General features: G+C 66.7%; 25 protein-coding genes, 1 tRNA gene, 1 other RNA gene and 1 pseudogene. 17 read left to right on the forward strand and 11 right to left on the reverse strand.

Annotated features, from left to right (window positions below):
• Positions 1-1,148 (reverse strand): annotated as a pseudogene (locus AC1DKQ_RS20335) (pyruvate dehydrogenase (acetyl-transferring), homodimeric type); the annotation flags it as partial.
• 411 nt (positions 1,149-1,559) lie between these two features.
• Here AC1DKQ_RS20335 and AC1DKQ_RS20340 point away from each other — a divergent pair.
• From AC1DKQ_RS20340 to AC1DKQ_RS20375, 8 genes are all read left to right on the forward strand, one after another.
• Positions 1,560-1,979: a DUF3052 domain-containing protein gene (locus AC1DKQ_RS20340; protein WP_018773429.1), complete on the forward strand. Its 420-nt coding sequence runs from the start codon at positions 1,560-1,562 to the stop codon at positions 1,977-1,979.
• 29 nt (positions 1,980-2,008) lie between these two features.
• Positions 2,009-2,506, forward strand: coding sequence for a peroxiredoxin (locus AC1DKQ_RS20345; protein ID WP_476886225.1), 498 nt, complete (start codon positions 2,009-2,011; stop codon positions 2,504-2,506).
• A gap of 4 nt (positions 2,507-2,510) precedes the next feature.
• Positions 2,511-3,455 (forward strand): NAD-dependent protein deacetylase, encoded by a 945-nt coding sequence (locus tag AC1DKQ_RS20350; RefSeq protein WP_476886193.1) that lies wholly within the window; start codon positions 2,511-2,513, stop codon positions 3,453-3,455.
• Positions 3,456-3,570: 115 nt separating this feature from the next.
• Positions 3,571-3,646: transfer RNA gene (locus AC1DKQ_RS20355), tRNA-Val, on the forward strand.
• A gap of 205 nt (positions 3,647-3,851) precedes the next feature.
• Entirely contained in the window at positions 3,852-4,142 is a 291-nt protein-coding gene (locus tag AC1DKQ_RS20360) for a hypothetical protein (RefSeq protein WP_476886194.1), read from the forward strand.
• Between the two features lie 285 nt (positions 4,143-4,427).
• Positions 4,428-5,258 (forward strand): fumarylacetoacetate hydrolase family protein, encoded by an 831-nt coding sequence (locus AC1DKQ_RS20365; RefSeq protein WP_476920029.1) that lies wholly within the window; start codon positions 4,428-4,430, stop codon positions 5,256-5,258.
• Between the two features lie 168 nt (positions 5,259-5,426).
• Positions 5,427-6,224 (forward strand): IclR family transcriptional regulator, encoded by a 798-nt coding sequence (locus AC1DKQ_RS20370; protein WP_476920020.1) that lies wholly within the window; start codon positions 5,427-5,429, stop codon positions 6,222-6,224.
• A gap of 160 nt (positions 6,225-6,384) precedes the next feature.
• The gene (locus AC1DKQ_RS20375; RefSeq protein ID WP_476886196.1) at positions 6,385-7,740 is read left to right on the forward strand and encodes an MFS transporter; all 1,356 of its coding nucleotides are present in this window, start codon (positions 6,385-6,387) and stop codon (positions 7,738-7,740) included.
• Positions 7,741-8,260: 520 nt separating this feature from the next.
• On the opposite strand, the gene AC1DKQ_RS20380 is transcribed toward AC1DKQ_RS20375, so the two are convergent.
• Positions 8,261-9,325, reverse strand: coding sequence for a D-2-hydroxyacid dehydrogenase (locus tag AC1DKQ_RS20380; RefSeq protein WP_476920021.1), 1,065 nt, complete (start codon positions 9,323-9,325; stop codon positions 8,261-8,263).
• A gap of 83 nt (positions 9,326-9,408) precedes the next feature.
• Between AC1DKQ_RS20380 and AC1DKQ_RS20385 the strand changes: the two genes are divergently transcribed.
• Genes AC1DKQ_RS20385 through AC1DKQ_RS20395 form a run of 3 tightly spaced genes read left to right on the forward strand, consistent with a single transcriptional unit; the run spans position 9,409 to position 12,192 of the window.
• Entirely contained in the window at positions 9,409-10,344 is a 936-nt protein-coding gene (locus AC1DKQ_RS20385) for an NAD(P)-dependent oxidoreductase (RefSeq protein WP_476886227.1), read from the forward strand.
• Between the two features lie 13 nt (positions 10,345-10,357).
• Entirely contained in the window at positions 10,358-11,128 is a 771-nt protein-coding gene (locus tag AC1DKQ_RS20390; RefSeq protein WP_476920022.1) for an SDR family oxidoreductase, read from the forward strand.
• Complete coding sequence (locus tag AC1DKQ_RS20395; protein ID WP_476920023.1) at positions 11,128-12,192, forward strand: L-idonate 5-dehydrogenase; 1,065 nt, start codon at positions 11,128-11,130, stop codon at positions 12,190-12,192. Before AC1DKQ_RS20390 ends, AC1DKQ_RS20395 begins: the two co-directional genes overlap by 1 nt.
• A gap of 48 nt (positions 12,193-12,240) precedes the next feature.
• Here the strand turns inward: AC1DKQ_RS20395 and AC1DKQ_RS20400 are convergent, their stop codons facing one another.
• On the reverse strand, positions 12,241-12,969 hold the full coding sequence (locus tag AC1DKQ_RS20400) for a FadR/GntR family transcriptional regulator (protein ID WP_476886200.1): 729 nt from the start codon (positions 12,967-12,969) through the stop codon (positions 12,241-12,243).
• 277 nt (positions 12,970-13,246) lie between these two features.
• Between AC1DKQ_RS20400 and gndA the strand changes: the two genes are divergently transcribed.
• Both gndA and AC1DKQ_RS20410 read left to right on the forward strand, forming a co-directional pair.
• Positions 13,247-14,683 carry an NADP-dependent phosphogluconate dehydrogenase gene (gene gndA, locus AC1DKQ_RS20405; RefSeq protein ID WP_018773415.1) on the forward strand — a complete coding sequence of 479 codons (1,437 nt, stop codon included), beginning with the start codon at positions 13,247-13,249 and terminating at the stop codon, positions 14,681-14,683.
• Positions 14,684-14,789: 106 nt separating this feature from the next.
• Positions 14,790-15,623 carry an oxidoreductase gene (locus AC1DKQ_RS20410; RefSeq protein ID WP_476886201.1) on the forward strand — a complete coding sequence of 278 codons (834 nt, stop codon included), beginning with the start codon at positions 14,790-14,792 and terminating at the stop codon, positions 15,621-15,623.
• Positions 15,624-15,681: 58 nt separating this feature from the next.
• Here AC1DKQ_RS20410 and epsC read toward each other — a convergent pair whose 3' ends face one another.
• From epsC to msrA, 3 genes are all read right to left on the reverse strand, one after another.
• Positions 15,682-16,266: a serine O-acetyltransferase EpsC gene (gene epsC / locus AC1DKQ_RS20415; protein ID WP_476886202.1), complete on the reverse strand. Its 585-nt coding sequence runs from the start codon at positions 16,264-16,266 to the stop codon at positions 15,682-15,684.
• Positions 16,267-16,305: 39 nt separating this feature from the next.
• Positions 16,306-17,241: a cysteine synthase A gene (gene cysK, locus AC1DKQ_RS20420; RefSeq protein ID WP_476886203.1), complete on the reverse strand. Its 936-nt coding sequence runs from the start codon at positions 17,239-17,241 to the stop codon at positions 16,306-16,308.
• Positions 17,242-17,306: 65 nt separating this feature from the next.
• A complete protein-coding gene (gene msrA, locus AC1DKQ_RS20425) occupies positions 17,307-17,831 on the reverse strand; it encodes a peptide-methionine (S)-S-oxide reductase MsrA (protein ID WP_476886204.1) in 525 nt (174 codons plus the stop codon).
• A gap of 99 nt (positions 17,832-17,930) precedes the next feature.
• Here msrA and AC1DKQ_RS20430 point away from each other — a divergent pair, with 99 nt between their 5' ends.
• Positions 17,931-18,854 carry a Nif3-like dinuclear metal center hexameric protein gene (locus AC1DKQ_RS20430; RefSeq protein WP_476886205.1) on the forward strand — a complete coding sequence of 308 codons (924 nt, stop codon included), beginning with the start codon at positions 17,931-17,933 and terminating at the stop codon, positions 18,852-18,854.
• A gap of 123 nt (positions 18,855-18,977) precedes the next feature.
• Positions 18,978-19,715 (forward strand): zinc ribbon domain-containing protein, encoded by a 738-nt coding sequence (locus AC1DKQ_RS20435; protein WP_476886206.1) that lies wholly within the window; start codon positions 18,978-18,980, stop codon positions 19,713-19,715.
• 78 nt (positions 19,716-19,793) lie between these two features.
• On the opposite strand, the gene AC1DKQ_RS20440 is transcribed toward AC1DKQ_RS20435, so the two are convergent.
• From AC1DKQ_RS20440 to AC1DKQ_RS20460, 5 genes are all read right to left on the reverse strand, one after another.
• Complete coding sequence (locus AC1DKQ_RS20440; RefSeq protein WP_476886207.1) at positions 19,794-20,558, reverse strand: YaaA family protein; 765 nt, start codon at positions 20,556-20,558, stop codon at positions 19,794-19,796.
• A gap of 24 nt (positions 20,559-20,582) precedes the next feature.
• Entirely contained in the window at positions 20,583-21,476 is an 894-nt protein-coding gene (locus tag AC1DKQ_RS20445; RefSeq protein WP_476886208.1) for an alpha/beta hydrolase, read from the reverse strand.
• A gap of 185 nt (positions 21,477-21,661) precedes the next feature.
• Positions 21,662-22,477 carry a glycerophosphodiester phosphodiesterase gene (locus AC1DKQ_RS20450; protein WP_476886209.1) on the reverse strand — a complete coding sequence of 272 codons (816 nt, stop codon included), beginning with the start codon at positions 22,475-22,477 and terminating at the stop codon, positions 21,662-21,664.
• Positions 22,478-22,542: 65 nt separating this feature from the next.
• The gene (locus AC1DKQ_RS20455) at positions 22,543-22,668 is read right to left on the reverse strand and encodes a hypothetical protein (RefSeq protein ID WP_476886210.1); all 126 of its coding nucleotides are present in this window, start codon (positions 22,666-22,668) and stop codon (positions 22,543-22,545) included.
• Positions 22,668-22,856, reverse strand: a complete 189-nt coding sequence (locus tag AC1DKQ_RS20460) for a hypothetical protein (protein ID WP_476886211.1) — start codon at positions 22,854-22,856, stop codon at positions 22,668-22,670. The genes AC1DKQ_RS20455 and AC1DKQ_RS20460 overlap by 1 nt, the downstream gene beginning before the upstream one ends.
• Positions 22,857-22,966: 110 nt before the next feature.
• On the opposite strand from AC1DKQ_RS20460, the gene rnpB reads away from it, so the two are divergent.
• Together rnpB and AC1DKQ_RS20470 are read left to right on the forward strand one after the other, a co-directional pair.
• Positions 22,967-23,360: RNase P RNA component class A (gene rnpB / locus AC1DKQ_RS20465), an RNA gene on the forward strand.
• Positions 23,361-23,507: 147 nt separating this feature from the next.
• The gene (locus AC1DKQ_RS20470; RefSeq protein WP_476886212.1) at positions 23,508-25,118 is read left to right on the forward strand and encodes a GMC family oxidoreductase; all 1,611 of its coding nucleotides are present in this window, start codon (positions 23,508-23,510) and stop codon (positions 25,116-25,118) included.
• Positions 25,119-25,205: the final 87 nt, after the last annotated feature.

A 25,205-nucleotide genomic window follows, 5' to 3' on the forward strand; every position in this document is an offset into this window, starting at 1 on the left:
TTGAGGTTCCAGATCTGGTCGTCGGTCAGGTCCTGGACCATTTCCTTGGTCTGCGGGGTCTTGCCGAAGAAGTGCTCGCGGACGAACGCGCCGGACTCGGCCTTGTAGGTCTGGTAGTCGCCGTCGACGGTCTCGTTCATGATTTTGACGAGCGAGCCGTCCTCGTCCTTGGCCAGCAGGTCATCCCACTCCCGGCCCCAGACCACCTTGATGACGTTCCAGCCGGCGCCGCGGAAGAAGGCCTCCAGTTCCTGCATGATCTTGCCGTTGCCGCGGACGGGTCCGTCGAGGCTCTGGAGGTTGCAGTTGACCACGAAGTTCAGGTTGTCGAGCTTGTCGTTCGCGGCGAGCTGGAGCAGGCCGCGGGACTCGGGCTCGTCCATTTCGCCGTCGCCCAGGAACGCCCAGACCTGCTGGTCGCTGGTGTCCTTGATGCCGCGGTTGTGCAGGTACCGGTTGGACTGCGCCTGGTAGATCGCGTTCATCGGGCCGATGCCCATCGAGACCGTSGGGAATTCCCAGAACTCCGGCATCAGCCGCGGGTGCGGGTAGGAGGACAGGGCGTGGCCCTCCTTGGACTTCTCCTGCCGGAAACCGTCCATGTCCTCCTCGGAGAGCCGGCCCTCCATGAAGGCGCGGGCGTACATGCCGGGGGAGGCATGGCCCTGGAAGAAGACCTGGTCCCCGCCGCCGGGGTGGTCCTTGCCACGGAAGAAGTGGTTGAACCCGACCTCGTACAGGGTTGCGGCACCGGCGTAGGTGGAGATGTGCCCGCCGACGCCGATATCGGCCCGCTGCGCCCGGTGCACCATGACGGCGGCATTCCAGCGCAGCCAGGCCCGGTACTTACGCTCAATCTCCTCGTCCCCGGGGAACTCCGCTTCCTGGTCCACCGGGATGGTGTTGACGTAGTCCGTGGTGGTGACCATCGGAACACCCACGCTCTGCGCCCCGGCCCGCTGAAGCAGGCTGCGCATGATGTACTGGGCACGTTCCGTGCCCTGTTCCTGAATCAGGGTATCCAGGGACTCCAGCCATTCGGCGGTCTCTTCCGGATCACGATCAGGCAGCTGGTTTGTCAACCCGCTGAGGATATGGGAGGTATCTTCTCCTGCAGCCACGTCCAACCTCTCTTTGAGCGCATCCATCGGCACCCTCAGCTCCGGGCAGGGTGACTGCCAGGCGTGAACGCGACGTGGGCGACATATCGGTTACAACAGCCCGGTCGTATGCGCCGGGCAAAGGTCCAATCACGGTACGCCTGCCTGTAATTAGCCGGGCGGTTGCCCGGGCAGGCGTAGTCGTCATCAGCCACTCTAGTCGTGCTGGGAGATGGATGCGTAGCCGCCGCATGGACCCGCCACCGTATTTCACGGGCATACTGGTTGTGTGACGAAGCGCTGCCCGGCAGCCTTCGGATCGCGCTGTGTGACGCAGAATATGGCGGATCGCGGTGCCAACAGCTTGAAGCGAGAGCTCAAAGGGTGTTGGCTTGGAGTAATGGAAATCACTAGTGCCATTGAAAACATGAAGCAATTCACAAAGCATAGGAGCAACACGTGAGCGAGGCCGACGCCGCCACTTCGGTAAATGTGGCGGAGAAACTGGGTTTCAAAGACGGGGACCTGATTCAGGAATTCGGTTATGACGACGACGTCGACTTCGACTTGCGAGACGATATCGAAGATCTCACGGGCTCTGAGCTTCTCGACGAGGACGACCATGAGGTGGTCGATGCCGCCATTCTCTGGTGGCGGGCAGGTGACGGAGACCTTGTTGACACGCTGGTCGATTCGCTGACCACGCTCACCGAGGGCGGCGTTGTCTGGGTCCTGACTCCCAAGTCCGGCCGGGACGGCTATGTGTCGCCGGCGGACATCCAGGATGCCGCGCCCACAGCAGGGCTCCACTACACGACTTCCGCCGGCGTCTCGAAGGACTGGAGCGCCACCCGGCTGGTTACGCGGAAGAACAAGTGACCCAAGCGGCCCAGCACGAGGCCACTGCGGTGTCTGCCGCTGCGCTGCTAGCCGCCGTCGCGCCCGTTCCCGGCGTCGGCGAACCCGCCCCGGATTTCGAGCTTGCCAATCAATTCGGCGAACCGGTGCGCCTTTCGGACTTCCGCGGCCGCAACGTGGTCATCGTCTTTTATCCCTTCGCCTTCTCCGGCATCTGCACCGGGGAACTCTGCGAAATCCGGGACAACCTGGCTCTGTTCGAGGATGCCGATGCCGCCGTGCTGGCTGTCTCGGTGGACAGCAAGTTCGCCCAACGGGCCTACGCCGAGAAGGAAGGCTACGGCTTCGACCTGCTCGCCGACTTTTGGCCGCACGGCGCCGTGGCTTCGGCCTACGGGGTGTTCGACTCTGAGAGCGGGATGGCACTGCGCGGCACCTTTATCATCGACGCGGCGGGAATCGTTCGCTACGTGGTGGTGAATCCCCGCGGCCAGGCCCGGGACCTTGCCGAATACCGGACAGCACTCGCGGGACTCGGCGGGAACTGATCCGATGAGGCAGCGGCGGCCAGGAATCGGCATGACCGGGTTCGCCAGCCTCCCGCCGGTCAAGGCCGCCGAGAGTGCCGCCCAGACCGCCGCGGAGCTGCAGCGCAGCGAAATCGGGATCCTCCAGGACATCCACGCCCTGCTGTCCGGGCGGCAGTTTGCCGTGCTGACCGGTGCCGGCCTGAGCACGGATTCGGGCATCCCGGATTACCGCGGGCCCGGCGCCGCGCCGCGGACCCCCATGACCTACCAGGAATTCATCGGCGAACCCGGAAACCGGCGACGCTATTGGGCCCGCAACCACATCGGCTGGTCGCACCTGCGGCGGGCGGATCCCAATGCCGGCCATGCCGCGGTAGCCCGGCTGGAACAGCGGGGACTGCTCACCGGACTCATCACCCAGAACGTCGACCGTCTCCACGAGGACGCCGGCAGCGTCAATGTCGTGGACCTGCACGGCCGGTTCGACCAGGTTGTGTGCCTGGACTGCCGCCGGCTGTTCAGCCGCCGGATGCTGGCCAGCGTCCTGGAGGAACTCAACCCCGGATTCCTGGAACGGGCGCAGGCCGCCGGGGTGGTTGAGATGGCCCCCGACGCCGATGCCACAGTCGAGGACGCTGGACTGATCGAATCGTTCGTCGTCGCCCGCTGCCCGGCCTGCGCGGGAACCTTGAAACCGGACTTCGTCTATTTCGGGGAAAATGTGCCCAAGGACCGCGTCGAGCGCTCCTACGCCATGGTTGACGCGGCCCGTGCCCTCCTCGTGGCCGGCTCGTCGCTCACAGTGATGAGCGGCCTGCGTTTTGTCCGCCACGCGGCGAAGCAGGGCAAAACCGTGGTCATCATCAACAGGGGACCGACGCGCGGGGACAACCTCGCCACCATCAAGTTGGACGCCGGCGTCAGCGGGGCCCTGACCTGGCTCGCCGCCGAGCTGCCGGCACTGTAAGAACGGCCCTGGCTGATTGGCTTGGCGATTGGCTTGGCGATTGGCGCTTAGCCGGTGACATCCGGTACAGTAACTGTTCGTTGGTTGAAGCGCTGAGGCGCCGATACCGCGGTTTGGGTCTTTAGCTCAGCTGGTAGAGCGCCACGTTTACACCGTGGATGTCATCGGTTCGATCCCGGTAGGACCCACCACAGGAAACCCCGTCATGCAAGACCGCAAGGTCCGCAAGGCGGGGTTTTGTGCGTCCAGTTGACCCGGTCGGACGCTTTCCGACCGCCGGTTCAGTGGAATGTCTGTGCTCCGGAAATGCCCATGCCCTTGTATTGCCCGAGCCCTAAATGTCCGAGAAATTGCCCGGGCCCTAAAATGTCCGAGCCCCGCCCTAGCGTGTGGGGCATGGAGCACGTGATGGTGAAGACAGGCCCGGACGGGCGGCCGCTGGCCGTGGTCCGCGGGGGCAGGGAGTGGTTGGTCGGGGCCGAGCCGGTGCGCTGGTTCGAGCGGGTCAGCTGGTGGGAGGCCGAGCGCCGGATGCCCAAGGGCCTGAGCCGAGTGGACGTCGAGGTCTGGCAGATCCAGGCAAGGCTGGGCCGCAACCGCGGATCGGCCCTGACCACCATGGAATTGATCCGGGACGGGCTCGGCGGCGGCTGGCGGCTGCGGGAGGCGGTTGCGGACGCCGCGTAGGGTGCAGGGCCTAGGGTGTCGCGCCTAGAGTGCCGGGGCCGGCGTCGACGGGCGGTTCCGCCAGCTCCTGAGGATGGTCCCGGACACCGGTGTCACCCGGGCATTGGAAAAGCCTTCCACCGCGACTATTGGGGGATGCCGCGGTGGAAGGCTTGTAACGAATATACCGTGATCGATTGGAAATGTGAAACACCGACGGCGTTTCGACGCCACCGCAATTAGGCTATTCGATGGCCTTATTCCGGGGTGCGAGACCCTGCCGCCTAGGATGTTTTCATGACCGCCATGACCGCCATTACTGCCCGCCGAATCGCCAGAGTCCGCCCCCTTTCCCGTGCGGCCGAGGACGAACACTTCTTCGTCGCCAACGACGCACCGGACTTTGGCAGTTCGGCCGGCACGTTGTGGACGGTTACCACCTCCCCATTCCCCGGTTCTGCGGCCAACGCCGGCAGCCCGCCCCGCAGCGGCTGGGAAATCGGCGCGACCGTGGATGAGGCCTCATTTACGTTCCTCGCGCCCAGCGTCCCCGCCAACGTCCTGGGCATGGCGCACGATACCGGCCGCGCGGGCCGCGAGCTTCCGCCGCAGGCTTTCCATAAGGCGGCCACCAGCGTGGTTGGCCCCGGAGACCCAATCGAACTGCGTCCGGGGGTGGGCTGCGTCGAGCCGGAGGCTGAACTGACAATCGTCGTTGGGAGCAGGTCCCGCGGGCTAACGCCCGGCAACGCCAGGGGTGCAGTCCTGGGCTACACCATTGGAAACGACGTCTCCGCCCGGGATCTGCAGAAATCCGACGAACTGTGGATCAGCGCCAAGAGCCAGGACACGTTCACGCCCCTGGGGCCGTGGATTGTCACGGACCTGACGGGGGACGACTTGGCGATCGGAATCAACCACAACGGAGCGGAACTCAAGGCGGCCAGCTCCGCCGATCTCGGCTGGAGGGTGGAGGAAATCCTCGCCTATCTGACGTCCTTCATGACTCTGCACCCGGGCGACGTAGTCCTGACGGGCTTTCCCGCCGAGTCCGCGCCAATCGTTCCCGGAGACTCTGTCACGTGCCACATTGCAGGCATCGGCCAGCTGACCAATCCCGTGGTGTCCGCTCCCTGACGGGCCGGCCGTTCACACCGCGGAGCGCTGGCAGGGGAGCCACGGGTCTGCGGCGTCGGCCGGGTCCCGATTCACGACGCCAGACATTATGATGGTTACTGTTCAGCCGACTGGACGGCATTCGATTGAGTGCCGCGGCGACTTGCGCGCGATACCTGAAGGAGAATCATGGCCGATTCCCGAGTTTCCCGAACCTCCGACGGATTGGGGAGCGCCTCACCCGCACCGGCTGTCACCCGTGCCGCCGCCGTGCTGGAAGCCCTGGCCGCATCCGCGACCGGACGCCTCACGCTCAGTGATCTGGCCAGGGAGCTGGGGATTCCGAAGTCCTCAACCTCCAACCTGCTGCTCGCACTCGAGGAGGCCAGGCTTATCCACCGCCAGGGCGCGGAGTTCACCCTCGGCCGCAAATTGGTTGAGCTGGGTGCGGCGTACCTCAGCCGCCTCGACGAGGTTCAGGAGTTCTACCGGTTCTGTGAACAGGCGCCGACACTTTCAGGAGAGACGGTCCGGATTGCCATGCTGGATGGAACGAATGTCATCTATCTCGCCCGCTATGAGGGACACCCCGCGGTACGCCTGACATCCAACATCGGCGACAAGATGCCGGTTTCCCTCTGCGCCGTGGGCAAGGCGTTGATAGCGCGACTGCATGACCACGACGTCGACGCGATGTTTGCCGACGACGCCGAACTGCCGGTCCTGACGCCGAAGTCGTTGCGCACCGGAGCTGAACTCAAGGCGCAACTCAGCGTCATCCGGGAGCAGGGATACGCGTTCGAGGGCGAGGAATCCACCACCGGCGTCGTGTGCCTGGCCGTGGCCGTCCCGACGCGGGGTGCCCACGGTCCCAGCCTCGGCCTCTCGGTCACTGCACTCAAGGCGACATACTCGCAGGAGCAAGGCGCCATGATGGTGAAGGAACTCAAGGACCTTGCCCGGTCCCTGGGCAATCCCATGGGATAGGGCCCGTAACGCCGGGCCGTCCTGAGGCGCCACGAATAAGTCTGATTATTCATTGGTTAGTCGATCACTATGCTGTACTCTGTTCAACATAGTGATCGACTCCTTGAGGGGTTGCTCACATCCCACCAGGCCAACGGGGTTCTGGAGTGTTCTTGAGGGAGTGCTTGTGACAACTCGTACTAATACATCGCTCGCTGAAGCGGACGGCGCCGTCGTCGATCCGGAACAGCTGCGACGGGCAACGCTTGCCAGCTCTGTAGGCTCCGCTCTGGAGTACTACGACTTTTACATCTATGGCCTGGCCTCGGCCCTGATCTTCGGCCCGCTGTTCTTCGCGCCGCTCGGCGAGGACGGAGCCCTGATCGCTTCCTTTGCCACGTACGGCGTAGGTTTCGCGGCACGGCCCTTTGGCGGAATGGTCTTCGGCTACATCGGCGACCGGTTCGGCCGCAAAATGGTCCTCATCCTCACCATCGCCCTGATGGGGACCGCCAGCTTTGCCATCGGCCTGCTGCCGACCTACGATCAGGCAGGCATGGTGGGCGCCGTGCTCCTGGTGTTCCTGCGCATTTGCCAGGGGCTGGGTGCCGGTGCGGAACAGGCGGGCGCCACCACGCTGATCTCCGAAGTCGCGCCGCGCCGCCGTCGTGGTTTCTTCGCCGCTCTCCCGTTCGTCGGCATCCAGCTGGGCACCTTGCTCGGCGCCGGAACGTTTGCCCTCATTGCCATGGCCGACAAGGCCACCCTGCAAGGCTGGCTGTGGCGGGTGCCCTTCCTGGCCAGTGTGCTCCTGATTGTGGTGGCCCTATTCATTCGGCTTCGGCTGAAGGAAACGCCGGTGTTCCAGGAGCTGGAGAAGCACAAGAATGTGGTCAAGAACCCCATCGGTCAGCTGTGGAAGCACTCCAAGAAGAACGTGCTGATCGGCATCGGCCTTCGGATGGGCGAAAACGGGAACTCCTCGATCTACTCCGCCCTGTTGATCGCGTTCCTGGCGTCAAAGGACGGCGTTTTTCCCGGCGACAAATTCATCGGTCCGGTTGGCCTGCTCATTGCAGCAGGGTTCGCCGCCGTCATGGTGATCACCTTCGGCGCGCTCTCGGACAGGTTCGGCCGCGTTCCGGTCTACCGCTACGGTGCACTGTTCCAGGCGCTCATCGCCTTGCCGGCGTTCTACCTGGTCACCCTGGGCAACGTCACACTCGTCTGGATTGTCATGGTGGTGGGCATCGCCCTCGGCGTTCAGTCCATGCTCGGCCCGCAGTGCCCGCTGCTGCCTGAACTCTTCGGCTCGCAGTACCGCTTCACCGGCGTGGCCATGAGCCGCGAGTTCTCCGCCGTCCTGGCCGGTGGGATGGTCCCGCTGGTAGGCGCCGCGCTTCTGGCCGCCACGGACCATTCCTGGCTGGTCCTTGCCATCTACTCGCTGGTGCTTGCGCTGATCTCGTTCGTCACCACCTTCTTCACTCCCGAGACGGTGGGACGCGACCTCCTCCTGATTGAGGACGCCAGCTAGGCGCAGCCGCCCTTCTCAGCCCGCCCCCTGCGGGACACTTCAGGCCGTGGCCCCTTCCGCCCAGGAAGGGGCCACGGCCTTTTCTGCGACACGGGAAGCGCTTGGCGCCGCGCACAATACCCGGCGCGACCGGAATACACGAGTCGAGGGACAATATGTGCATCCGCGAGAAATTTGCGCGTCGCGGATCAGTAGGTGCGGCGTCAGAGTGGATGCGCGTCGCCTTCCGCCCAGGGAGGGGCCACGGCCATTTCTACGACACCGGAATTGCTTGGCGACGCGCACAATACCGGGCGCGACCGAAATACCCGCGTCGACAAGCGAAATGCGCGTCGCGGAGCGGGACACGCATCGACAAGCAATATGCGCGTCGCGGAGCGGGAGGTGCGGCGTCAGGGTGAGTGCGCGTCGCCAGCCGGAGCTGCGGCCCAATGCGGCCCAGCGGGGCGCGCCGGACACCAAAGGGCGGCCCGACCGTTTCCGGTGGGGCCGCCCTGGGTGCTTGGCGCGGAAGCTGGGCTTAGTAGAAGTGGACCGTGTCCACGAGGTGGGGGAGTTCGCCGCCGTCGAGGTAGGTCCGCAGGTTGCTGCAGAAGCGCTCGGCGATCAGCCGGTTTTCGGCTGCGCTGAGGGCCGAGGTGTGCGGGGAGACCATCACCCTGGGGTGGGTCCACAGCGGGCTGTCCTGCGGGAGCGGCTCCACGGCAAAGACGTCCAGGCAGGCGTAGGAGACCTGGCCGTTCCTCAGCGCCTCCACGAGCGCCTCCTCATCCACCACCGTGCCGCGGCCCACGTTGACGAAGACGGTCCCGGGCTTCATGGCAGCGAAAATCTCGCGGCCGAAGAGCTTCTCGGTGTACGGCGTGCCGGGAAGGGTGTTGACGACGGCGTCTGCGGTGCCGAGCAGCCCGGCGACGCCGTCGTTGTCCGTGACCACGTCGATCCCGTCGATGGGCTCCACGGTCCGCTTGGTGCCGCTGACGATCATGCCCAGGGCGCGGGCGATCCGTGCGGTCTCCAGCCCGATCTCGCCCAGCCCGGTGACCACCAGGCGGGAGCCATTAACCAGGCGGGTGGGGGTGCGGAGCTCGGGCCAGAGCCTGGCGGCCTGGTCCTGGGCCAGTTCCGCGCTGCGCTTGAAGCCGTTGAGGATGCCGAGGGCGGCGAATTCGGCCAGCGGCAGGGCATGCACCCCGGCGGAGGTGGTGACCTTGAACTTCTGTAGCGTCGCGGCGTCCAGTCCCGAGGCCTTCACGGCACCGCCGGCACCTGCCGCCATGGCATGGATCCACTCAAGGCGGGGGTTGCTGCCGGCGATCCTGGCGAGGCCCGCCGGGCTTTCGTTGGGGAGCCCGTACAGGACCTGGGCCTTGTTGAGCATGTCCCAGTAGCGCTCTTCCTGTTCTGGCGTCCGGCGGAAGTCCGGATCGCCCGCATGGTCGGCGGGAAAGCGTTCCGGCGGCAGGAGCTCGGGCTCGTAGAGGACGGTCACGGACGGGTCTACGGCGCGGATGCGTTCCACCAGCTCTGCTTCGAGCGGGACGGCGATCGCGACGGTGGTTTGGGTCGTCATAGTGTTCATCATACTGAATGGAGGCTAGAATGCTGAACAGTTTCAAATGTTAACCACTGCAAAGATTAGCCACGACGATGTGAGGCAGCATGGAGATGGACCGCAAGGAGGCCGGCTTCGTCGGCCTCGGACTGATGGGTGCGCCGATGGCCGCCAACCTCCTCGCGGCGGGGTGGGCCGTCAGCGCCTGGAACCGGTCGCCGGCGGCCCTGGAGGCCTTCGTGGCCCGGGGCGGATCCAGCGTGGCCGCGGCCGAGGCTCTCCGCGACCTGCCCGTCATCGTCTTCATGCTCCCGGATCTGTCCGACATTGAAGATGTCAGCGCCCCGCTCCTGGCCGGCTGGGCCGCCAGGCCGCCCGCCCCCGGAACCGCCGTGGTGGTCATGAGCAGCGTCTCGCCCTCTGCGGTGCAAGAATTCGGGGCGCGCGTCGCGGAGGCGAGCGGAGGCAACGCCGTCGTCGTCGATGCGCCCGTCAGCGGCGGCACGAAAGGTGCGGTGGACGGAACCCTCGCCATCATGGCCGGCGCCAGCGAGGAAGACTTCCGCCGGCTCCTGCCGCTCTTCAGCGCGATGGGTAGCACCGTGCGGCGGCTCGGACCGCTGGGTGCGGGATCGCTCGCCAAGGCGTGCAACCAGCTGATCGTCGGAACTACGACGGCGGCGCTCGCCGAGGCCGCGGAGCTCGCCGAACGCTCCGGCATGGACGTGGCCGCCCTCTACGAAGTGCTCGCGGGCGGACTGGCCGGCAGCCGGGTCCTGGACATCGTGGGGCCACGGCTCGCCGCCAAGAACTACGAGCCCACCGGACCGGCCAAGTTCATGCACAAGGACCTGTCCTTCGTGCTCGAAAGCGCCTCGGCGGCCGGTGCCGCGGTACCGATGGCTGCCGCCGGCGTCGAGCTCTACGCGGAACTCAAGCGCCAAGGGCTGGGGGACCGGGACCTCGCCGTCGTGCGGCAAACCATCTCGAATCTCAGCGACAACACCACAGTCAGCACAACAGTTAATCCAGCAGTGAAGACCAAATGAGGATCAGCAAACCATGAATGGACTATTTGACCTGACGGGGCGTGTAGCCCTGGTGACCGGTTCGAGCCGGGGGATCGGCAACGCCCTGGCCCGGGCCCTGGCCGACGCCGGCGCCACCGTGGTGCTCAACGGCATCAACCCGGCCCGGCTCAAGGCCGCCGAGGCCGCGATGGCCGCGGACTACCCGCCGGGCCGGGTGCACGGCTGCGCCTTCGATGTCACCAGCGACGCCGAGGCCGCCCGGGGCGTGGCCTGGGTGGAGGAGAACGTGGGGCCGCTGGCGATCCTGGTGAACAACGCCGGCATCCAGCACCGGGTCCCGATGCTGGAGCTCGACGTCGCGGACTGGGACCGGGTGATCGCCACGGACCTGACCAGCGCCTTCCTGGTGGGCCGCGCCGCGGCCCGGCACATGATCCCCCGGGGCCGGGGCAAGATCATCAACATCTGCTCGGTCCAGACCGACCTCGCCCGGCCCACCATCGCCCCCTATGTGGCGGCCAAGGGCGGGCTGCGGAACCTGACCCGGGCGATGACCGCGGAATGGGCCGGGTCCGGGCTGCAGATCAACGGCATCGCGCCGGGCTACATCCATACCGAGATGACGCAGAACCTCGTGGACGATGAGGCGTTCAACGCCTGGATCCTGGGCCGGACCCCGGCGCACCGGTGGGGGACCGTGCAGGACCTGGCCGGTCCCGCGGTGTGGCTGGCCTCCAGCGGCTCGGACTTCGTCAACGGCCAAACCATCTTCATCGACGGCGGAATGACGGTGGTGGTCTAATGGGCGCCGCGGCACAACTCCCGGCCACGGCCCCGGCGGTGGTGGCCCACGCGGCGGGAGACCTGCGGATCGAGGACATTCCCGTGCCTGCACCGGCGCCCGATGAGGCCGTCATCGAAGTGGCCTTCGGCGGCATCTGCGGCTCCGACCTGCACTACTGGCTGCACGGTGCGGCGGGCGAATCCATCCTGAAAGCTCCCCTGGTCCTGGGCCACGAGATCGTGGGAACCGTGGTCCGGGCCGCCGCGGACGGATCGGGCCCAGCGCCCGGCACGCCCGTCGCAGTCCATCCCGCCACACCCGGTCCGGGCAGCGCCCGGTACCCCGCAGACCGGCCCAACCTGTCACCAGGGTGCACCTACCTGGGCAGCGCCGCACGCTATCCGCACACCGACGGGGCCTTCAGCCGCTACGCCACGCTGCCTGCCAGGATGCTCCGGCCCCTGCCGGCGGCCCTGGAACTGCGGACCGCGGCCCTGGCGGAACCGGCCAGCGTCGCATGGCACGCCGTGTCGCGCGCCGGGGACGTCGCGGGAAAGACGGCGCTGGTGATCGGCAGCGGCCCCATCGGCGCGCTGGCGGTGGCGGTCCTCAAGCGGGCCGGCGCAGTCCGGATCGTGGCCGTGGACATGCACGACAGACCGCTGGAAATCGCCCGTGCCGTGGGAGCCGACGCCGTCCTCAAGGGGGACGACGTCGAGGCGATCGCGGCGGTGGAGGCGGACGTCGTCATCGAGTCCTCAGGCAGCCACCAGGGCCTGGCCTCTGCGATCAAGGGCGCGGTCCGCGGCGGCAGGGTGGTGATGGTGGGACTGCTGCCCTCGGGCCCGCAGCCGGTCCTGATCTCCCTGGCCATCACGCGCGAGCTCGAGCTGGTGGGCTCGTTCCGCTTCAACGACGAAATCGATGAGGTTCTCGGTGCACTCGCCGACGGATCGCTGTTGGTGGATCCCGTGGTCACCCACACCTTTTCGCTGGACCGCGGACTGGAAGCGTTCGACGTCGCCAGGAATGCGGCTGTTTCCGGGAAGGTCCTGCTGGACTTCCGCCCGGCCCCGGCGTGAGGCGCGCCGCCGTCGTCGGGCCCGGGGATCCGGTCCGCCAGGGGTGAGCTAGTGCCGCTCGACCGGGACGAACACCCGCGGCTGGTTCTTCCAGCTCGGCTCCATCTCCGAGATGGTCTCCCGCATGATCCGGTTGGAGGCCTCGCGGGCGGCGGCGGCATCCCCGGCGGCGATGGCTTCGGCCACCTCCACGTGCCACTGCAGCGCCGTCTCCCGCGGGTGGTCCGGCATCAGGCCGTGGAGGGTGCGGCCGGTCAGGGTCTCGGTCACTTGGCCCACCATGTTGGCAAACATCTCGTTGCCGGAGCCGGTCAGCAACAGGGAATGGAACAGGATGTCCAGATCCAGGAACCGGGGCACGTCCCCGGCCTGCCCGGCGTCGCGCATGGCGTGCGAGATCTCCACGAGCTCCCGGCGGAGTGCCTCGGGGGCGTTGGCCGCTGCCAGTTCGGCGGCCACCGGCTCGACGGCGGTGCGGAGCTCGGCCAGGGAGCGCAACTGGGCGCCGCGGCCCTCACCGGCCAGGCGCCAGCGGATCACGAGCGGATCGAACGGGTTCCAGCGGTTCGAGGGCAGCACCCGGATGCCGACCCGCTTGATGGTCTCAACCAGGCCCAGGGACTGGAGAACCCGGACGGCCTCCCGGACCACCGAGCGGGAGACCTTGAGTTCGTCCTCAAGGTGCTCCGCAAGCATGACGTGCCCGGGCGGCAGCTCGCCGGCCACGATCCGGGTTCCGAGGTGCTCAATGGCACGATGATGGAGGCTGGTTGACATAGTCGTAAGCATAATGCTGTGGACCTGCTCCGGGCCGACCGGCGTGGCGGGCGCCGGTGATCATAGACTGTTTATGACGCACAGTATTCCGCTACGTGGGCGCTGCTTTCCCGCAGCCCGCGGAAATACATATGGTTTATGGACAGCCACAAATCCTCAAGAGCGGGTTCTGCCCTTTGCGGCGCAACCTGCCGAGTCCTAGATGAACGTCTTAGATGAACCGCCGTGCATCCATGGTCCACAAAATCATGGTGCACAGAAATGAATTGGAGTTTTGATGTCAGCACACATCGGTGTTACCGGCCTCGCCGTGATGGGGGCCAACCTCGCACGCAACCTGGCCCGGAACGGCTTCACCGTTGCCCTGCACAACCGGTCGGTGGAAAAGACAGACACCCTGCTCGCCAAGTACGGCGATGAGGGCGACTTCGTCCGCACGGAGACCCTCCAGGAACTCGTTGATTCTCTGGAGAAGCCGCGCCGCGTACTGATCATGGTCAAGGCCGGCAAGCCGGTCGATTCCGTGATCGAGCAGCTCGAGCCGCTTCTGGAGGCGGGCGACATCATCATCGACGCCGGCAACTCGCACTATGAGGACACCCGCCGCCGCGAGGCCGCGCTCGCCAAGAAGGACCTGCACTTCGTCGGCATCGGAGTCTCCGGTGGCGAGGAAGGCGCCCTCAACGGCCCCTCGATCATGCCGGGCGGTTCCAAGGAGTCCTACGACGCCCTCGGCCCGCTGCTGGAAAAGATCGCCGCGCACGTCGACGGCCAGCCCTGCTGCGCCTGGATCGGCACCGACGGCGCCGGCCACTTCGTCAAGATGGTCCACAACGGGATCGAATACGCCGACATGCAGGTCATCGGCGAGGCCTTCGACCTCCTGCGCTCCGGCGCCGGAATCGAACCGGCCGAGCAGGCCAAGATCTTCGAAGAGTGGAACAAGGGCGACCTCGCCTCCTTCCTGATCGAAATCTCCGCCGAGGTCCTCGGCCACGTCGATGCGAAGACCGGCAAGCCGTTCGTCGACGTCGTGGTGGATGCTGCCGGCCAGAAGGGCACCGGCCGCTGGACGGTCATCTCCGCGCTCGAACTCGGTTCCCCGACATCGGGCATCGCAGAGTCCGTCTTCGCCCGGGCCCTGTCCTCGCAGGCGGAGCAGCGTGTGCTGGCCCAGGAGCTGCTGGCCGGCGGCGAGGCCGCCGTCGAGGTCCCCGAGAGTTTCGTCGAAGACGTCCGCCAGGCGCTTTACGCCTCCAAGCTGGTCTCCTACGCCCAGGGGCTGGACATGCTCACCTCTGCGGCCAAGGAATACGGCTGGGACCTGAAGCTGGATGAGATCGCCTCGCTGTGGCGCGGCGGCTGCATCATCCGCGCGGAACTGCTCAAGGAGATCACCAAGGCCTACGCCGCGGCGGAGAAGCCGGCCAACCTGCTCTTCGCGCCGGCGTTCACCAAGGCGATCGCCGAGGTCCTCCCGGCCTGGCGCCGGGTAGTGTCCACCGCGGTGCAGCTCGGCATCCCGGTGCCGGTGTTCTCCTCCTCACTGGCCTACTACGACGGCCTGCGCCGCAAGCGCCTGCCGGCCGCCGTCATCCAGGGCCAGCGCGACCTCTTCGGTGCGCACACCTACGGCCGCGTCGACGCCGAGGGCACGTTCCACACCCTCTGGGGCGAGGACAAGTCCGAGATCGAGGCAGTCGACACCCACTAGCAGCACCATAGACGGCCGGCCCTTTCCAGATACTCTGGGAGGCGCCGGCCGTCCGTGTCTCCGGCCGCTCCTGCCGAAGGAGTTCAGCGCCCAAGGAGTTTTGCTCATGCCCCAGCCCGTAGCGTTTGTCACCGGTGCGTCCACCGGGATCGGCTTTGAAACCGCGAAAAAGCTTGCATCGGCCGGCTTCACCGTCTATGCCGGGGCCCGGCGGGTGGAGAAAATGGAGCCGTTGAAGGCCTCCGGCGTCAAGGTGATGGCATTGGACGTGACGGATGAGGCCTCGATGAGCGCCGCCGTCGGGGAAGTGCTGGCCGTGCACGGCCGGATCGATGTCCTGGTCAACAACGCCGGCTACGGGACGTACGGTTCGCTCGAGGAGGTGGAGCTGGCCGAGGGGCGGCGTCAGTTCGACGTGAACGTCTTCGGCCTGGCGCGGATGACGCAGCTCGTGATCCCCGCCATGCGGGCCGCGCGGGCGGGCCGGATCATCAACATCTCATCGATCGGCGGCAAGATGTACGAGCCGCTGGGCGCCTGGTACCACGCGACAAAGTTTGCGGTGGAGGGCCTGAGCGATTCGTTGCGGCTCGAGCTCAAGCCGCACGGCATCGACGTGGCCATCATCGAGCCCGCCGGGACGCTGTCGGAGTGGGGCGCCATTGCGGCGCAGGGGCTGTTGGCCAGCTCCGGGAGTGGCCCGTACGGGGCCCAGGCCAAGGTGGTGGCGGCCGCGCTGGCCACCACGGACAACGCGGCAACCTCGGCGCGGCCGGAGCTCGCCGCCGAGGCGATCCTGCACGCGGCGACGGCGCGGCGGCCCAAGACACGGTACCCGGTGGGTGCCAGCGCCCGGGGGATCCTCATGCTGCGCCACCTGCTGCCGGACCGGGCGTTCGACGCCATCCTGTGGAACATTTACAAGCGGTTCCCCGGGTAGGACCGCCGAGGCCCCGGGAGCGGGCCGCCGGACCGCTGCCGGGCAGTCAGTAGGGGTCCTAGATGTGGTAATCGATCAGGTATTCGGCCGGGTCGACGGCGGGCTTGGTCTCACGCTGCGAGTCGCGGTGCCGCCAGGTGGCCGGCACACCGGTGACGATCGATTCAGCCGGGGCATCCTTGACCACCACGGCGTTGGCGCCGACGGCGCTGTCCCGACCGATGGTGATGGGGCCCAGGATCTTGGCCCCGGCGCCGATCACCACGCGGTCCTCGATGGTGGGATGGCGTTTGATCTTGGCGAGAGAGCGGCCACCGAGGGTCACGCCGTGGTAGATCATGACGTCCTCGCCGATCTCGGCGGTCTCGCCGATGACCACGCCCATGCCGTGATCGATGAAGAAACGCCGGCCGATGGTCGCGCCGGGGTGGATCTCGATGCCGGTGAGGAACCGGGCGAGCTGGGAGATGAGCCGTGCCGGGAACCGCAGGACCGGGTTTTGCCACAGCCGGTGCGTCAGGCGGTGGAACCAGATTGCGTGCAGGCCGGAATAGGCGAAGAAGTTCTCAAAAGAACCTCGAGCCGCCGGGTCGTGGGACCGGGCGGCGTCGAGGTCTTCCTTCAGTCTTGCGAAGAAGCTCACAAAGACCTTTCTGGGGAATCGTGGGACAGCGGCAGGGACTTAGCCGCGGATGTCGTCGTACAGCACGGTGGAGATGTAGCGCTCACCAAAGTCGCAAACCACTGCAACAATGAGTTTACCGGCGTTCTCCGGGCGTTTGGCGAGCTCCAGGGCCGCCCAGACGATGGCGCCGGAGGAGATGCCTCCCAGGATGCCTTCCTTGATGCCGAGTTCGCGCGCCACGCGGACGGAGTCTTCCAAGGTGGCGTCGATGACCTCGTCGTACACGTTGGTGTCCAGGATTTCCGGGACGAAGTTCGCGCCGAGGCCCTGGATCTTGTGCGGGCCCGGGGCGCCGCCGTTGAGGATGGCGGAGTCCTTCGGCTCGACGGCGACGATCTGGACACCCGGCCGGCGTTCCTTCAGGACCTGGCCGACGCCGGTGACGGTGCCGCCGGTGCCGACGCCGGCGACGAAGATGTCCACCTTCCCGTCGGTGTCGGTCCAGATTTCCTCGGCCGTGGTGCGGCGGTGGACCTCCGGGTTGGCCTCGTTGGCGAACTGCTGGGCCCAGATGGAGTTCTCCGTGTTGGCCACGATCTCCTGGGCCTTCTCCACGGCACCGCGCATGCCCTCGGAGCCGGGGGTCAGGACAATCTCGGCGCCGTACGCGCGGAGCATGACCCGGCGCTCGGTGGACATCGTTTCGGGCATGGTCAGGATGACCCGGTAGCCGCGGGCCGCGCCCACCATGGCCAGGGCGATTCCGGTGTTGCCGGACGTGCCTTCGACAATGGTGCCGCCGGGCTTGAGGGCACCGGACTTCTCGGCAGCATCAATGATGGCGACGCCGATCCGGTCCTTGACGCTGTTGGCCGGGTTGTAGAACTCCAGCTTGACCGCCACGGTGGCGTCCAGGCCTTCGGTCAGCCGGTTCAGCCGGACCAGCGGAGTTCCGCCCACCAGCTGGGTTACATCGTCATAGATCGGTGCCATGTATGTATGCCTGTCTTTGAGGAGGGTTGACTGAGGTCAGCCTAACGAGCGGTCACAGGCCCTAGCTAAGCATTAAGCCATGCAGAGTAATATTTCCTCGCCTTGGCCAGCTTCGGGTTGATGATGACGTTGCAGTAGCCCTCCTCGGGGTACTTGGCGTAGAAGTCCTGGTGGATTTCCTCGGCCACATGGAACTTCGGCCGCCGGCTGACCTCGGTGACGATCGGGTGCTTCCACAGGGCCTGGTTCCGTTCGATCGCCTCCTCGAACAGGATCTTTTCCTCGGTGGTCTCGTAGAACATCGAGGACCGGTACTGGGTCCCGACGTCGTAGCCCTGCCGGTTCAGTGTGGTGGGATCGTGGAGGGCGAAGAACATGTCCAGGATGACCTCGGCGGGAATGATGTCCTCGTCGAACGTCACCGCCACCACCTCGGCGTGGCCTGTGGTCCCGGAGCATACAGAGTAGTAGTCGGGGTTGTGGTCATGGCCTCCGGTGTAGCCCGAGACGACCGAGCTGACGCCCTTGGTTTTCTGGTAGACGGCGTCGAGGCACCAAAAGCAGCCTCCGCCGAGCACAAAAGTTCTCATGCACTGTTCAATGGTTCGAGGGCCCCGATGATTCCCCACCCACCTTACGAGAGTGTTACGAGTGACCGGGGCGCGCGCGGATAGGGTAAAAATGGGGGTATGGAACCTGTGAACACCGATGTTTCAGCGGAATCCGACGGCCCTGCTGCCGCCGTCGACGGCGATACGGGCACCGGTGAGGCCTCGGGCGCCGCGACGCTGGGCATGATCCAGCTGGCCGTGGAGGAGCTCTGGCCCGAGTCGCTGGCCGAGGACTGGGACGAGGTGGGTCTCGTGGCGGGCCACCCGGGCGCCGAGGTGCACCGGGTCATGTTCGCAGTCGATCCGACCACCGATGTGATCGAGGAAGCCATCGACTTCGGTGCCGAGCTGCTCATCACGCACCACCCGCTGCTGCTCAAGGGCGTGACGTCCGTCGCCGCGAACACGGCCAAGGGCAAAGCCGTGCACCGGCTCATCGAGTCCGGGACCGCGCTGATGACCGTTCACACCAACGGTGACTCCGCCGTCGGGGGCGTCTCCGACGTCCTGGCTGACGCTCTGGGCCTGCAGAACGTGGCCCCGCTGACCCCTGCGGCGAACGGGCTCCCGGAGGAAGGCATCGGCCGTGTCGGCGACCTCGAAGAGGTCCTGACGCTGGGTGACTTCGCTGCCCGCGTGTTCGGCATCCTGCCCTCGGTGGCCGGGGGCGTGCGGGTGTCGGGTGACCGGGACGGGCTGATCCGGCGGGTGGCTGTCTGCGGCGGCGCCGGCGATTCCCTCTTCGGCGAGGTCCGGGCAAGCAACGCGGACGTCTACGTGACGGCGGATCTGCGGCACCACCCGGCATCGGAAGCCCGGGAGGCGGCGGTCAACGACCGGCCCTACCTGATCGACGTGTCCCACTTCGCCAGCGAATGGCTGTGGCTCCCTGCCGCCGCCGAAGCGCTGGGCAATGTGCTCACCGATCAGGGCCACGACGTCGAGATCCGGGTCAGCACCACCAACAGCGACCCGTGGGACTTCATTCTGACTCCGGGCTAAGCCTGGCGTGCGAGGGGCCCCGGGTGAGCGCAGCGAGGCCGGGGAGCACGCTAGGCGCTAGAGTCTTAGGAGCGCCGATACGGTGCCCGGCTTCGGCCGGATTGGATTTAGCGGAGGTAAATAGTGGCCAAGGCAGCACCGGCGGAACAGTTGAAGTTGCTCGAATTGCAGGGACTGGATGCCAAGCTCAAGTCCTTGTCCAACCGCCGACGAAGCCTTGAAAGCGACTCCCGGATCACCGACCTGGAGGCCGCCCTCAGCGTGGCCAACGGTGAACTTGGCGCCGCGAAGGTGGCCGTCCACGACGCCGAGCTCGAGCTCAAGCGCTCAGAGGCCGACGTCGAGCAGGTCGCCTCGCGGATCGAACGCGACGAGGCGCGGCTCAACAGCGGCACGGGCCTTTCCAAGGACCTCGTCGCCCTGCAGCGCGACCTCGTCTCGCTGAACAAGCGCCGCTCGGACCTCGAAGACGTCGAACTCGAAGTCCTCGAACGGCTCGACTCGCTCCGCGCCCGCCAAGGGGCGCAGCAGCAGATCGTGGACGACATCCAGGGCTCCTTCGGCTCCATCCGTGCCGAACTGGACGAGCAGCTGGCCGAGATCGCCGCCGAAGCCACCGTGGTGCGCGGGCAGCGTGCCGAGTTCGCCGCCGGACTCGACGCAGGAATGCTCGCCGTCTACGAGAAGACCCTGGCCAAGCGCGGCGTCGGCGCTGCCCGGCTCTTCCACGGCACCTCGGAAGGCTCCGGCATGCACCTCAGCCCCGGCGACCTGGCCGAGATCAAGGCCGCGGCCGAGGACGAGATCGTGTTCTGCCCGGACTCCGGCTGCATCCTGGTCCGCTCGGCCGAGTGGGCCTAACCACCCCAACTGCCTAACCACCCCAACTGACTAGCAGCAGGGGCCGTTTTGAGCGCTCAAAACGGCCCCTGCTGCTAGTCAGTTGGGCAGGATGATGTTCAGGGTGTGCGGCTTCCGGGCCGTGCCCTCAACGAGTTCGGCAGCCCACTTCTCCGCCACGGCCTTCCTTAGCTGCGCCGGGGTTTGGGGCGCCTTGCCCCTGCGGCTGAGCAAATGCCGGGCCAGCTCGCCACGGGTGTGCTTGGCAAAGTGGCTGACCACTTTGCGCACGCCGGCGGTTTCGGTGAAGACATTCACGGCCACCGTCTGTTCCGGCGGGGGAGTCCAGGCCGCCGCGTAGGTACTGGACCGGCAGTCCACCAACAGCTCACCCGTGGTGGCTGCTGCTAGGGCGTCGCCCAGTCGCGGCTTCCAGAACGAGGCGAGCCGCCCGACGTCGGGCAGCGAGATCCCCATCGACAGCCGGTAGGCGGGCACGCGGTCAGCGAAGCGGATGGCGCCCCACAGGGCCGAGACCACCAGCACCGAAGCATCGGCCTTCTTCCGCTGCGCCGGGGTCAGCGAGTCGTAGCCGAGGGCGTCAAAGAGCACCCCGGAATACACCTGGTGGGCCGGGGCGGCAGGTTCCGCGTGCAGGCGGGTGTTGCGTTCGACGTCGGCACTCAGCGAGGCGCCGACGCCCAGCAGCGCCAAGGCGTCCTCGTGGGCGCTGACGGTGCCGAGCGCCTCGAGGACCTTGGCCCGTGCGCTGTTGAGGGCGGGAAAGCTCAAAGCGCTCCAGTCGGCGGCGTCAGCACCGACAGCGGGAGTCTTGCCCTCGGAGGGCGGCAACAGAATTAGCACCGTTCGATCTTACCGGCGGCGGGTTCAGGCGAGGTGGTAGCCCAAGAAGGAGAACACCTCGGGCAGGACGGACCGCCAGTAGCTGTAGTCGTGGCCGCCGGGCCGGAACCCGCCCTCGACCTCGCCCGGCAGTCCTGCGCGGTAGGCGCGAACTGTGGCGGCAAGCTCGTCCCCGGTGCCGCAGTCGATCCGCTTGGGCACCGCCGCGAGCCGTGGCCGGAGCGCGAAAACATCATGGGCCGCGAAGTCGGCCGGGCCGTCGAAGGCGGATTCCTGGCGTGGATCGTAGTGGTCCCAGACCGCCGGGCTCATGGCCGCGACGGCGCGGACTCCTGGCAGCCGGCCCTGCGAGGCGAGCAGGAGGGAACCGAAGCCGCCCATGGAGATGCCGAAGAGGCCAATCCTGCCAAGGTCGTAGCCCTGGCTGCCCAGGAACGGAACAAACTCCTTCACCAGCATCGACTGGGTGTCGCTGCCGTCCGCGCGGGGGTGCCACCACGTGTTTCCGCCGTCCACTGCAGCGATCGCGAAGGGTGTACCGTCGGCGTCGAGGTGCCGTTGAAGAGACTCATGGGCCGCCAAGTCCTCGAGCAGGTCGGCGTGGCTGCCGCCCAGTCCGTGGAGGAAGACGGCCACGGGCAATTCGGGCTGCGCGCCGCCGGGCGGCAGTTCGGGTGCAGCCAGCGACCAGTGGCTGGCGATCCCGGGGCGGAAAGCCGAGACGAATGACCCTGAACTGGCCCGGAGCGTCAACGGGCCCGCGGACGCCGGCAGTGCTGTCGCCGTCGGGCCGGTTGGCATGGGCGCAGGCGTGTCGACAGGCTCTATGCCGTCAGTGCAGGCAGTGAGGGCGGACGCGCCAAGGCCGATTCCTGCCAGCTCGAGCAGCCGGCGCCGGGTCAGGGCGGACTGGTCCATTCCTCGATAATAGGTCCGGCGGCCTGGGCTACGCGGCCTTGATCGGTGGCGCCGGCGAGTCCGCGGGTGCCGCCCGCATTGCCGTCCTGGCCACGTGGATGCCGCTACTCCGGCGCTGGTAACTACGCGGGAACACAGAACCCGGCGTATCGGTCAGCCCGTCCTTCCACCTCGCCGGAATTCCGTTATCCCAGCTGCAGCTGCCTTGACAACTCCCATGGATCGTCGGTGAAAATGCCGTCGGCGCCATCGCGGCGCAGGCGGGACGCCGTGGGTTCGTCGTTGACCGTATAGGGCCACACAGTCAGTCCGGACGCCTTCAGGGTCCTCAAGTAGTCGGCGCCGACGCTTTTGTGCGGCCCCACATGGTCAATGCCGCTGGAGCGGATCGCGGCAGGATCGGGCTCCTCGCCCTTGCGCAGCAGATACAGCACGTGCAGCCCGGATTCAGCCAGTTTCCGTGCCGTCTGGTAGCTGAACGTCTGCACGATAACTTTGTCCTGGACTCCGCGTCTGAGAATGGACGAGGCAAACGCAGCTAGATCGATCCCCGGATCCTTTATTTCCGGGACCAGGAGGTTCCGTCCACCGTAGTCGTCCAACATAGCTTCCCAAGTGGTGGGGGTGCCTTCGGCGCCACCCGGCAGGGCCTTGATGCGCGCCGCCATCCACTGGGCCGGGCTCAGCTTTGCCGGGCGGCCGGTGACACCGGTCATGGTCCGGTCCACGGTGTCGTCATGCAGCGGAACAATGGTCCCGTCCTTCAGCCGCCGCAGATCCGTCTCGATCGGGAACCCGGTCCTGCTCACGGACTGGAAGGCCTCCGTAGACGATTCAGGGTTCACCAGCGCGCCGCCCCGGTGCGCCACAAGGGTGAAACTCGACGACCACGACGGCCGCACAGACGCGGGCCCCGACGTCGGTTCCGGTGCCGGAGGTGGCATAGCGGTGCAACCGGAGCAGAGCATCAGCCCCAGCAGCAGGGCTCCCAGCTTGAACATTGCCCCAGCATAGCCCGGTAGCGGCGTGGCGTGCCCGGGTGGGACCGGCCGCTGCGGCCCGGGCGCTACGCGCCCTTGATCGGTGGCGCCGGGGACTCCACCGGTGCCACGGCGGGTGCCGCCGGCATCGCAGTCCTAGCCGCGTGGTCCTCGCGTGCCAGGAAGACGGCCAACTCGGCGATGGTGCTCATCAGGAGAACTGAAGCCGGTCCACTACCGGGATGATCAACCGCAGCCCGGGCATCCGGACCGCGACCGCCCGGCCCAGCCGGAACAGGACGCCGAGTTCGTACTGACGCACAATCTTGATCGACATCCTGGCGAGAATACCCACCAGGATGATCGCGAGCAGCCAGATGATGATGGCGGTCCAGTTCATCGGGACCTCTTCCTTGACTAGCAGGAATCCTGCTCCAATTCTCCCACCGGCCGCCCCTAAAGGCCGCGGTGCGGCTGCGCCGGCCGGGAGGCCGTAGACTGGACAGCGGATGGGTTGACCAGGCGGCCGCGCGTCACGCAAGTGGCTCGAGGAACGTCCGGGCTCCGCAGAGCAGGGTGGTGGGTAACGCCCACTCGGGGTAACCCGCAGGCCAGTGCCACAGAGAACAGACCGCCTGCGTGCGGCATGTGCTTGCACAGGCCGCAGGGCAGGTAAGGGTGAAACGGTGGTGTAAGAGACCACCAGCTTCCCGGGTGACCGGGAAGGCTAGGTAAACCCCACCCGGAGCAAGGCCAGACAGGACACGTTTGAGGGCTGCTCGCCCGAGTGTTCGGGTAGGCCGCTGGAGGGCGTCGGCAACGGCGTCCGTAGATGGATGGCCGCTACTCCCGTGCCGGTAACAGCGCGGGAACACAGAACCCGGCGTATCGGTCAACCCATCCACCCACACTCCAAGTAGTCCTGTCCTCCCTACCGCGTGCCTCCTACCTGCACCGATGCCGGTAAATCCAGATGCTTGACATCATCCCCGCGAAACTAGAGACTTCACTCAACGCTTGGGGCGGCGGTTTCGGCGATGGTTGAGGAGTCATGGTGCCGGACGATGCGGAGTACGACTATGTGATCGCCGGGGGCGGCACGGGCGGCAGCGTCCTGGCCGGGAGATTAAGTGAAGACCCAGCAGTCCGCGTGCTGCTGCTCGAGGCGGGCCGATCCGACCGCCATCCGTTCATCCATGTGCCCGCGGGCTTCCCAAGACTCAAGGGAGGCCCGTACCAATGGCAGTACCGGAGCGTCCCGCAGGAGCACAGCAAAGGCCGTCGTATCCCGCTCGCCCAAGGCCGCGGGCTCGGTGGCGGGGGCTCCATCAACTCCCAGGTCTTCACCCGCGGCGTTGCCCAGGACTACGACAGCTGGGCTAAAGAGTGCGGATGCGACGGCTGGTCCGCCGACGAGGTCCTCGAGTACTTCGTGCGCTCGGAGTCCAACTGCAGACTCTCGGGACCCCACCACGGAACCCAAGGGCCGCTCGGAGTCTCGGACCCCAAGCGCCCGCACAAGCTCTCGGCGGCCTTCGTCCGGGCCGGGCAGGAGTTCGGGCTGCCGTACAACAGTGACTTCAATGGCGCCGAACAGCACGGCGTCGGCTTCTACCAGACCACCACGAAAAACGGCCGCCGGTGCAGCGCGGCCGTGGCCTACCTCAAACCCGCGCGCAAGCGCCGCAATCTCACGGTCCGCGTCAACGTGACCGTTTCCAAGGTGATCATCAAGAATGGCCGGGCGGTCGGCATCCAGACGATGGAACGCGGAGTCGCGCGAAGCTACAGTGCCAGGCGGGAGGTGCTCATCGCCAGCGGCGCGTTTGGATCGCCGAAACTGCTTCAGCTTTCGGGCATCGGCGACCCCGCAGATCTCGCCGCCGCCGGCATCGACACCGTCCATGCCCTGCCCGGCGTCGGCAAGAACCTGCAGGACCACTGCGACCTGGACATCATCTACGAACTCACATATGGCCACAGCCTGGACCGCTTTAACCGCGTCCGCCCGGCGACGGCCCTTGCCGGGCTCGAATACCTCGCTTTCCGCACGGGACCGTTCGCTTCGAACCTGGTCGAGGCCGGTGGCTTCAGCTACGCAAACACGGACGATTCCACGCCGGACCTGCAGTTCCACTTCCTGCCTGCTGCCCGGGCAGAGGCCGCCATCTCCCTGCGGCCGGGATTCGGGGCGACGTTGAACTCGTACTTCCTGCGGCCCCGGAGCCGGGGAACAGTTCGTATGGCGTCCTCGGACCCCACCCAGCCGCCGCTCATCGATCCGAACTACCTCGCCGACGACTACGACCTTGAGATGACCATCGTCGGCGTGCAGCAGAGCCGACAGATCATGGAGCAGTCCTCAATGGCACCGTTTATCAAGGCGGAGCACATCGGCGACGGCTCACGGGTGAAAACCCGTGACGAGTACGTGAATTTCGTGCGCTCCTACGGACGGACCTCCTACCATCCGGTCGGCACCTGTGCCATGGGAATCTCCGATGAATCCGTGGTCTCGCCGCGGCTGAAGGTCTACGGGCTTGAGGGACTGCGGGTGGTGGACTCCTCGATCATGCCCCGCCTGATCAGTGCCAACACCCAGGCGCCCACCATCATGATCGCGGAAAAAGCCGTTGACATGATCCTCGACGACGCCCGGTAGGCGGCGTCCCGGCCCCAGTTGCTCCCCGGGTTTTCCCCGGCTCCTCCGGGGCCCGGGGCGTATGTGAGTCATTTCACGCCCGGCAGG

The sequence above is a fragment of the Arthrobacter sp. 05L421 genome (assembly GCF_056397785.1).

Bases quoted from the DNA above. Each gene is read 5' to 3' on its own strand.
- AC1DKQ_RS20445 (WP_476886208.1), bottom strand. From the start codon at position 21,476: ATGGACCAGTCCGCCCTGACCCGGCGCCGGCTGCTCGAGCTGGCAGGA.
- AC1DKQ_RS20470 (WP_476886212.1), top strand. From the start codon at position 23,508: ATGGTGCCGGACGATGCGGAGTACGACTATGTGATCGCCGGGGGCGGC.
- AC1DKQ_RS20460 (WP_476886211.1), bottom strand. From the start codon at position 22,856: ATGAACTGGACCGCCATCATCATCTGGCTGCTCGCGATCATCCTGGTG.
- AC1DKQ_RS20400 (WP_476886200.1), bottom strand. From the start codon at position 12,969: ATGTCAACCAGCCTCCATCATCGTGCCATTGAGCACCTCGGAACCCGG.
- gndA (WP_018773415.1), top strand. From the start codon at position 13,247: ATGTCAGCACACATCGGTGTTACCGGCCTCGCCGTGATGGGGGCCAAC.
- AC1DKQ_RS20395 (WP_476920023.1), top strand. From the start codon at position 11,128: ATGGGCGCCGCGGCACAACTCCCGGCCACGGCCCCGGCGGTGGTGGCC.
- AC1DKQ_RS20370 (WP_476920020.1), top strand. From the start codon at position 5,427: ATGGCCGATTCCCGAGTTTCCCGAACCTCCGACGGATTGGGGAGCGCC.
- AC1DKQ_RS20390 (WP_476920022.1), top strand. From the start codon at position 10,358: ATGAATGGACTATTTGACCTGACGGGGCGTGTAGCCCTGGTGACCGGT.
- AC1DKQ_RS20430 (WP_476886205.1), top strand. From the start codon at position 17,931: ATGGAACCTGTGAACACCGATGTTTCAGCGGAATCCGACGGCCCTGCT.
- AC1DKQ_RS20455 (WP_476886210.1), bottom strand. From the start codon at position 22,668: ATGAGCACCATCGCCGAGTTGGCCGTCTTCCTGGCACGCGAGGACCAC.
- AC1DKQ_RS20450 (WP_476886209.1), bottom strand. From the start codon at position 22,477: ATGTTCAAGCTGGGAGCCCTGCTGCTGGGGCTGATGCTCTGCTCCGGT.
- AC1DKQ_RS20410 (WP_476886201.1), top strand. From the start codon at position 14,790: ATGCCCCAGCCCGTAGCGTTTGTCACCGGTGCGTCCACCGGGATCGGC.
- AC1DKQ_RS20350 (WP_476886193.1), top strand. From the start codon at position 2,511: ATGAGGCAGCGGCGGCCAGGAATCGGCATGACCGGGTTCGCCAGCCTC.
- AC1DKQ_RS20360 (WP_476886194.1), top strand. From the start codon at position 3,852: ATGGAGCACGTGATGGTGAAGACAGGCCCGGACGGGCGGCCGCTGGCC.
- cysK (WP_476886203.1), bottom strand. From the start codon at position 17,241: ATGGCACCGATCTATGACGATGTAACCCAGCTGGTGGGCGGAACTCCG.
- AC1DKQ_RS20365 (WP_476920029.1), top strand. From the start codon at position 4,428: ATGACCGCCATTACTGCCCGCCGAATCGCCAGAGTCCGCCCCCTTTCC.
- AC1DKQ_RS20385 (WP_476886227.1), top strand. From the start codon at position 9,409: ATGGACCGCAAGGAGGCCGGCTTCGTCGGCCTCGGACTGATGGGTGCG.
- msrA (WP_476886204.1), bottom strand. From the start codon at position 17,831: ATGAGAACTTTTGTGCTCGGCGGAGGCTGCTTTTGGTGCCTCGACGCC.
- AC1DKQ_RS20380 (WP_476920021.1), bottom strand. From the start codon at position 9,325: ATGATGAACACTATGACGACCCAAACCACCGTCGCGATCGCCGTCCCG.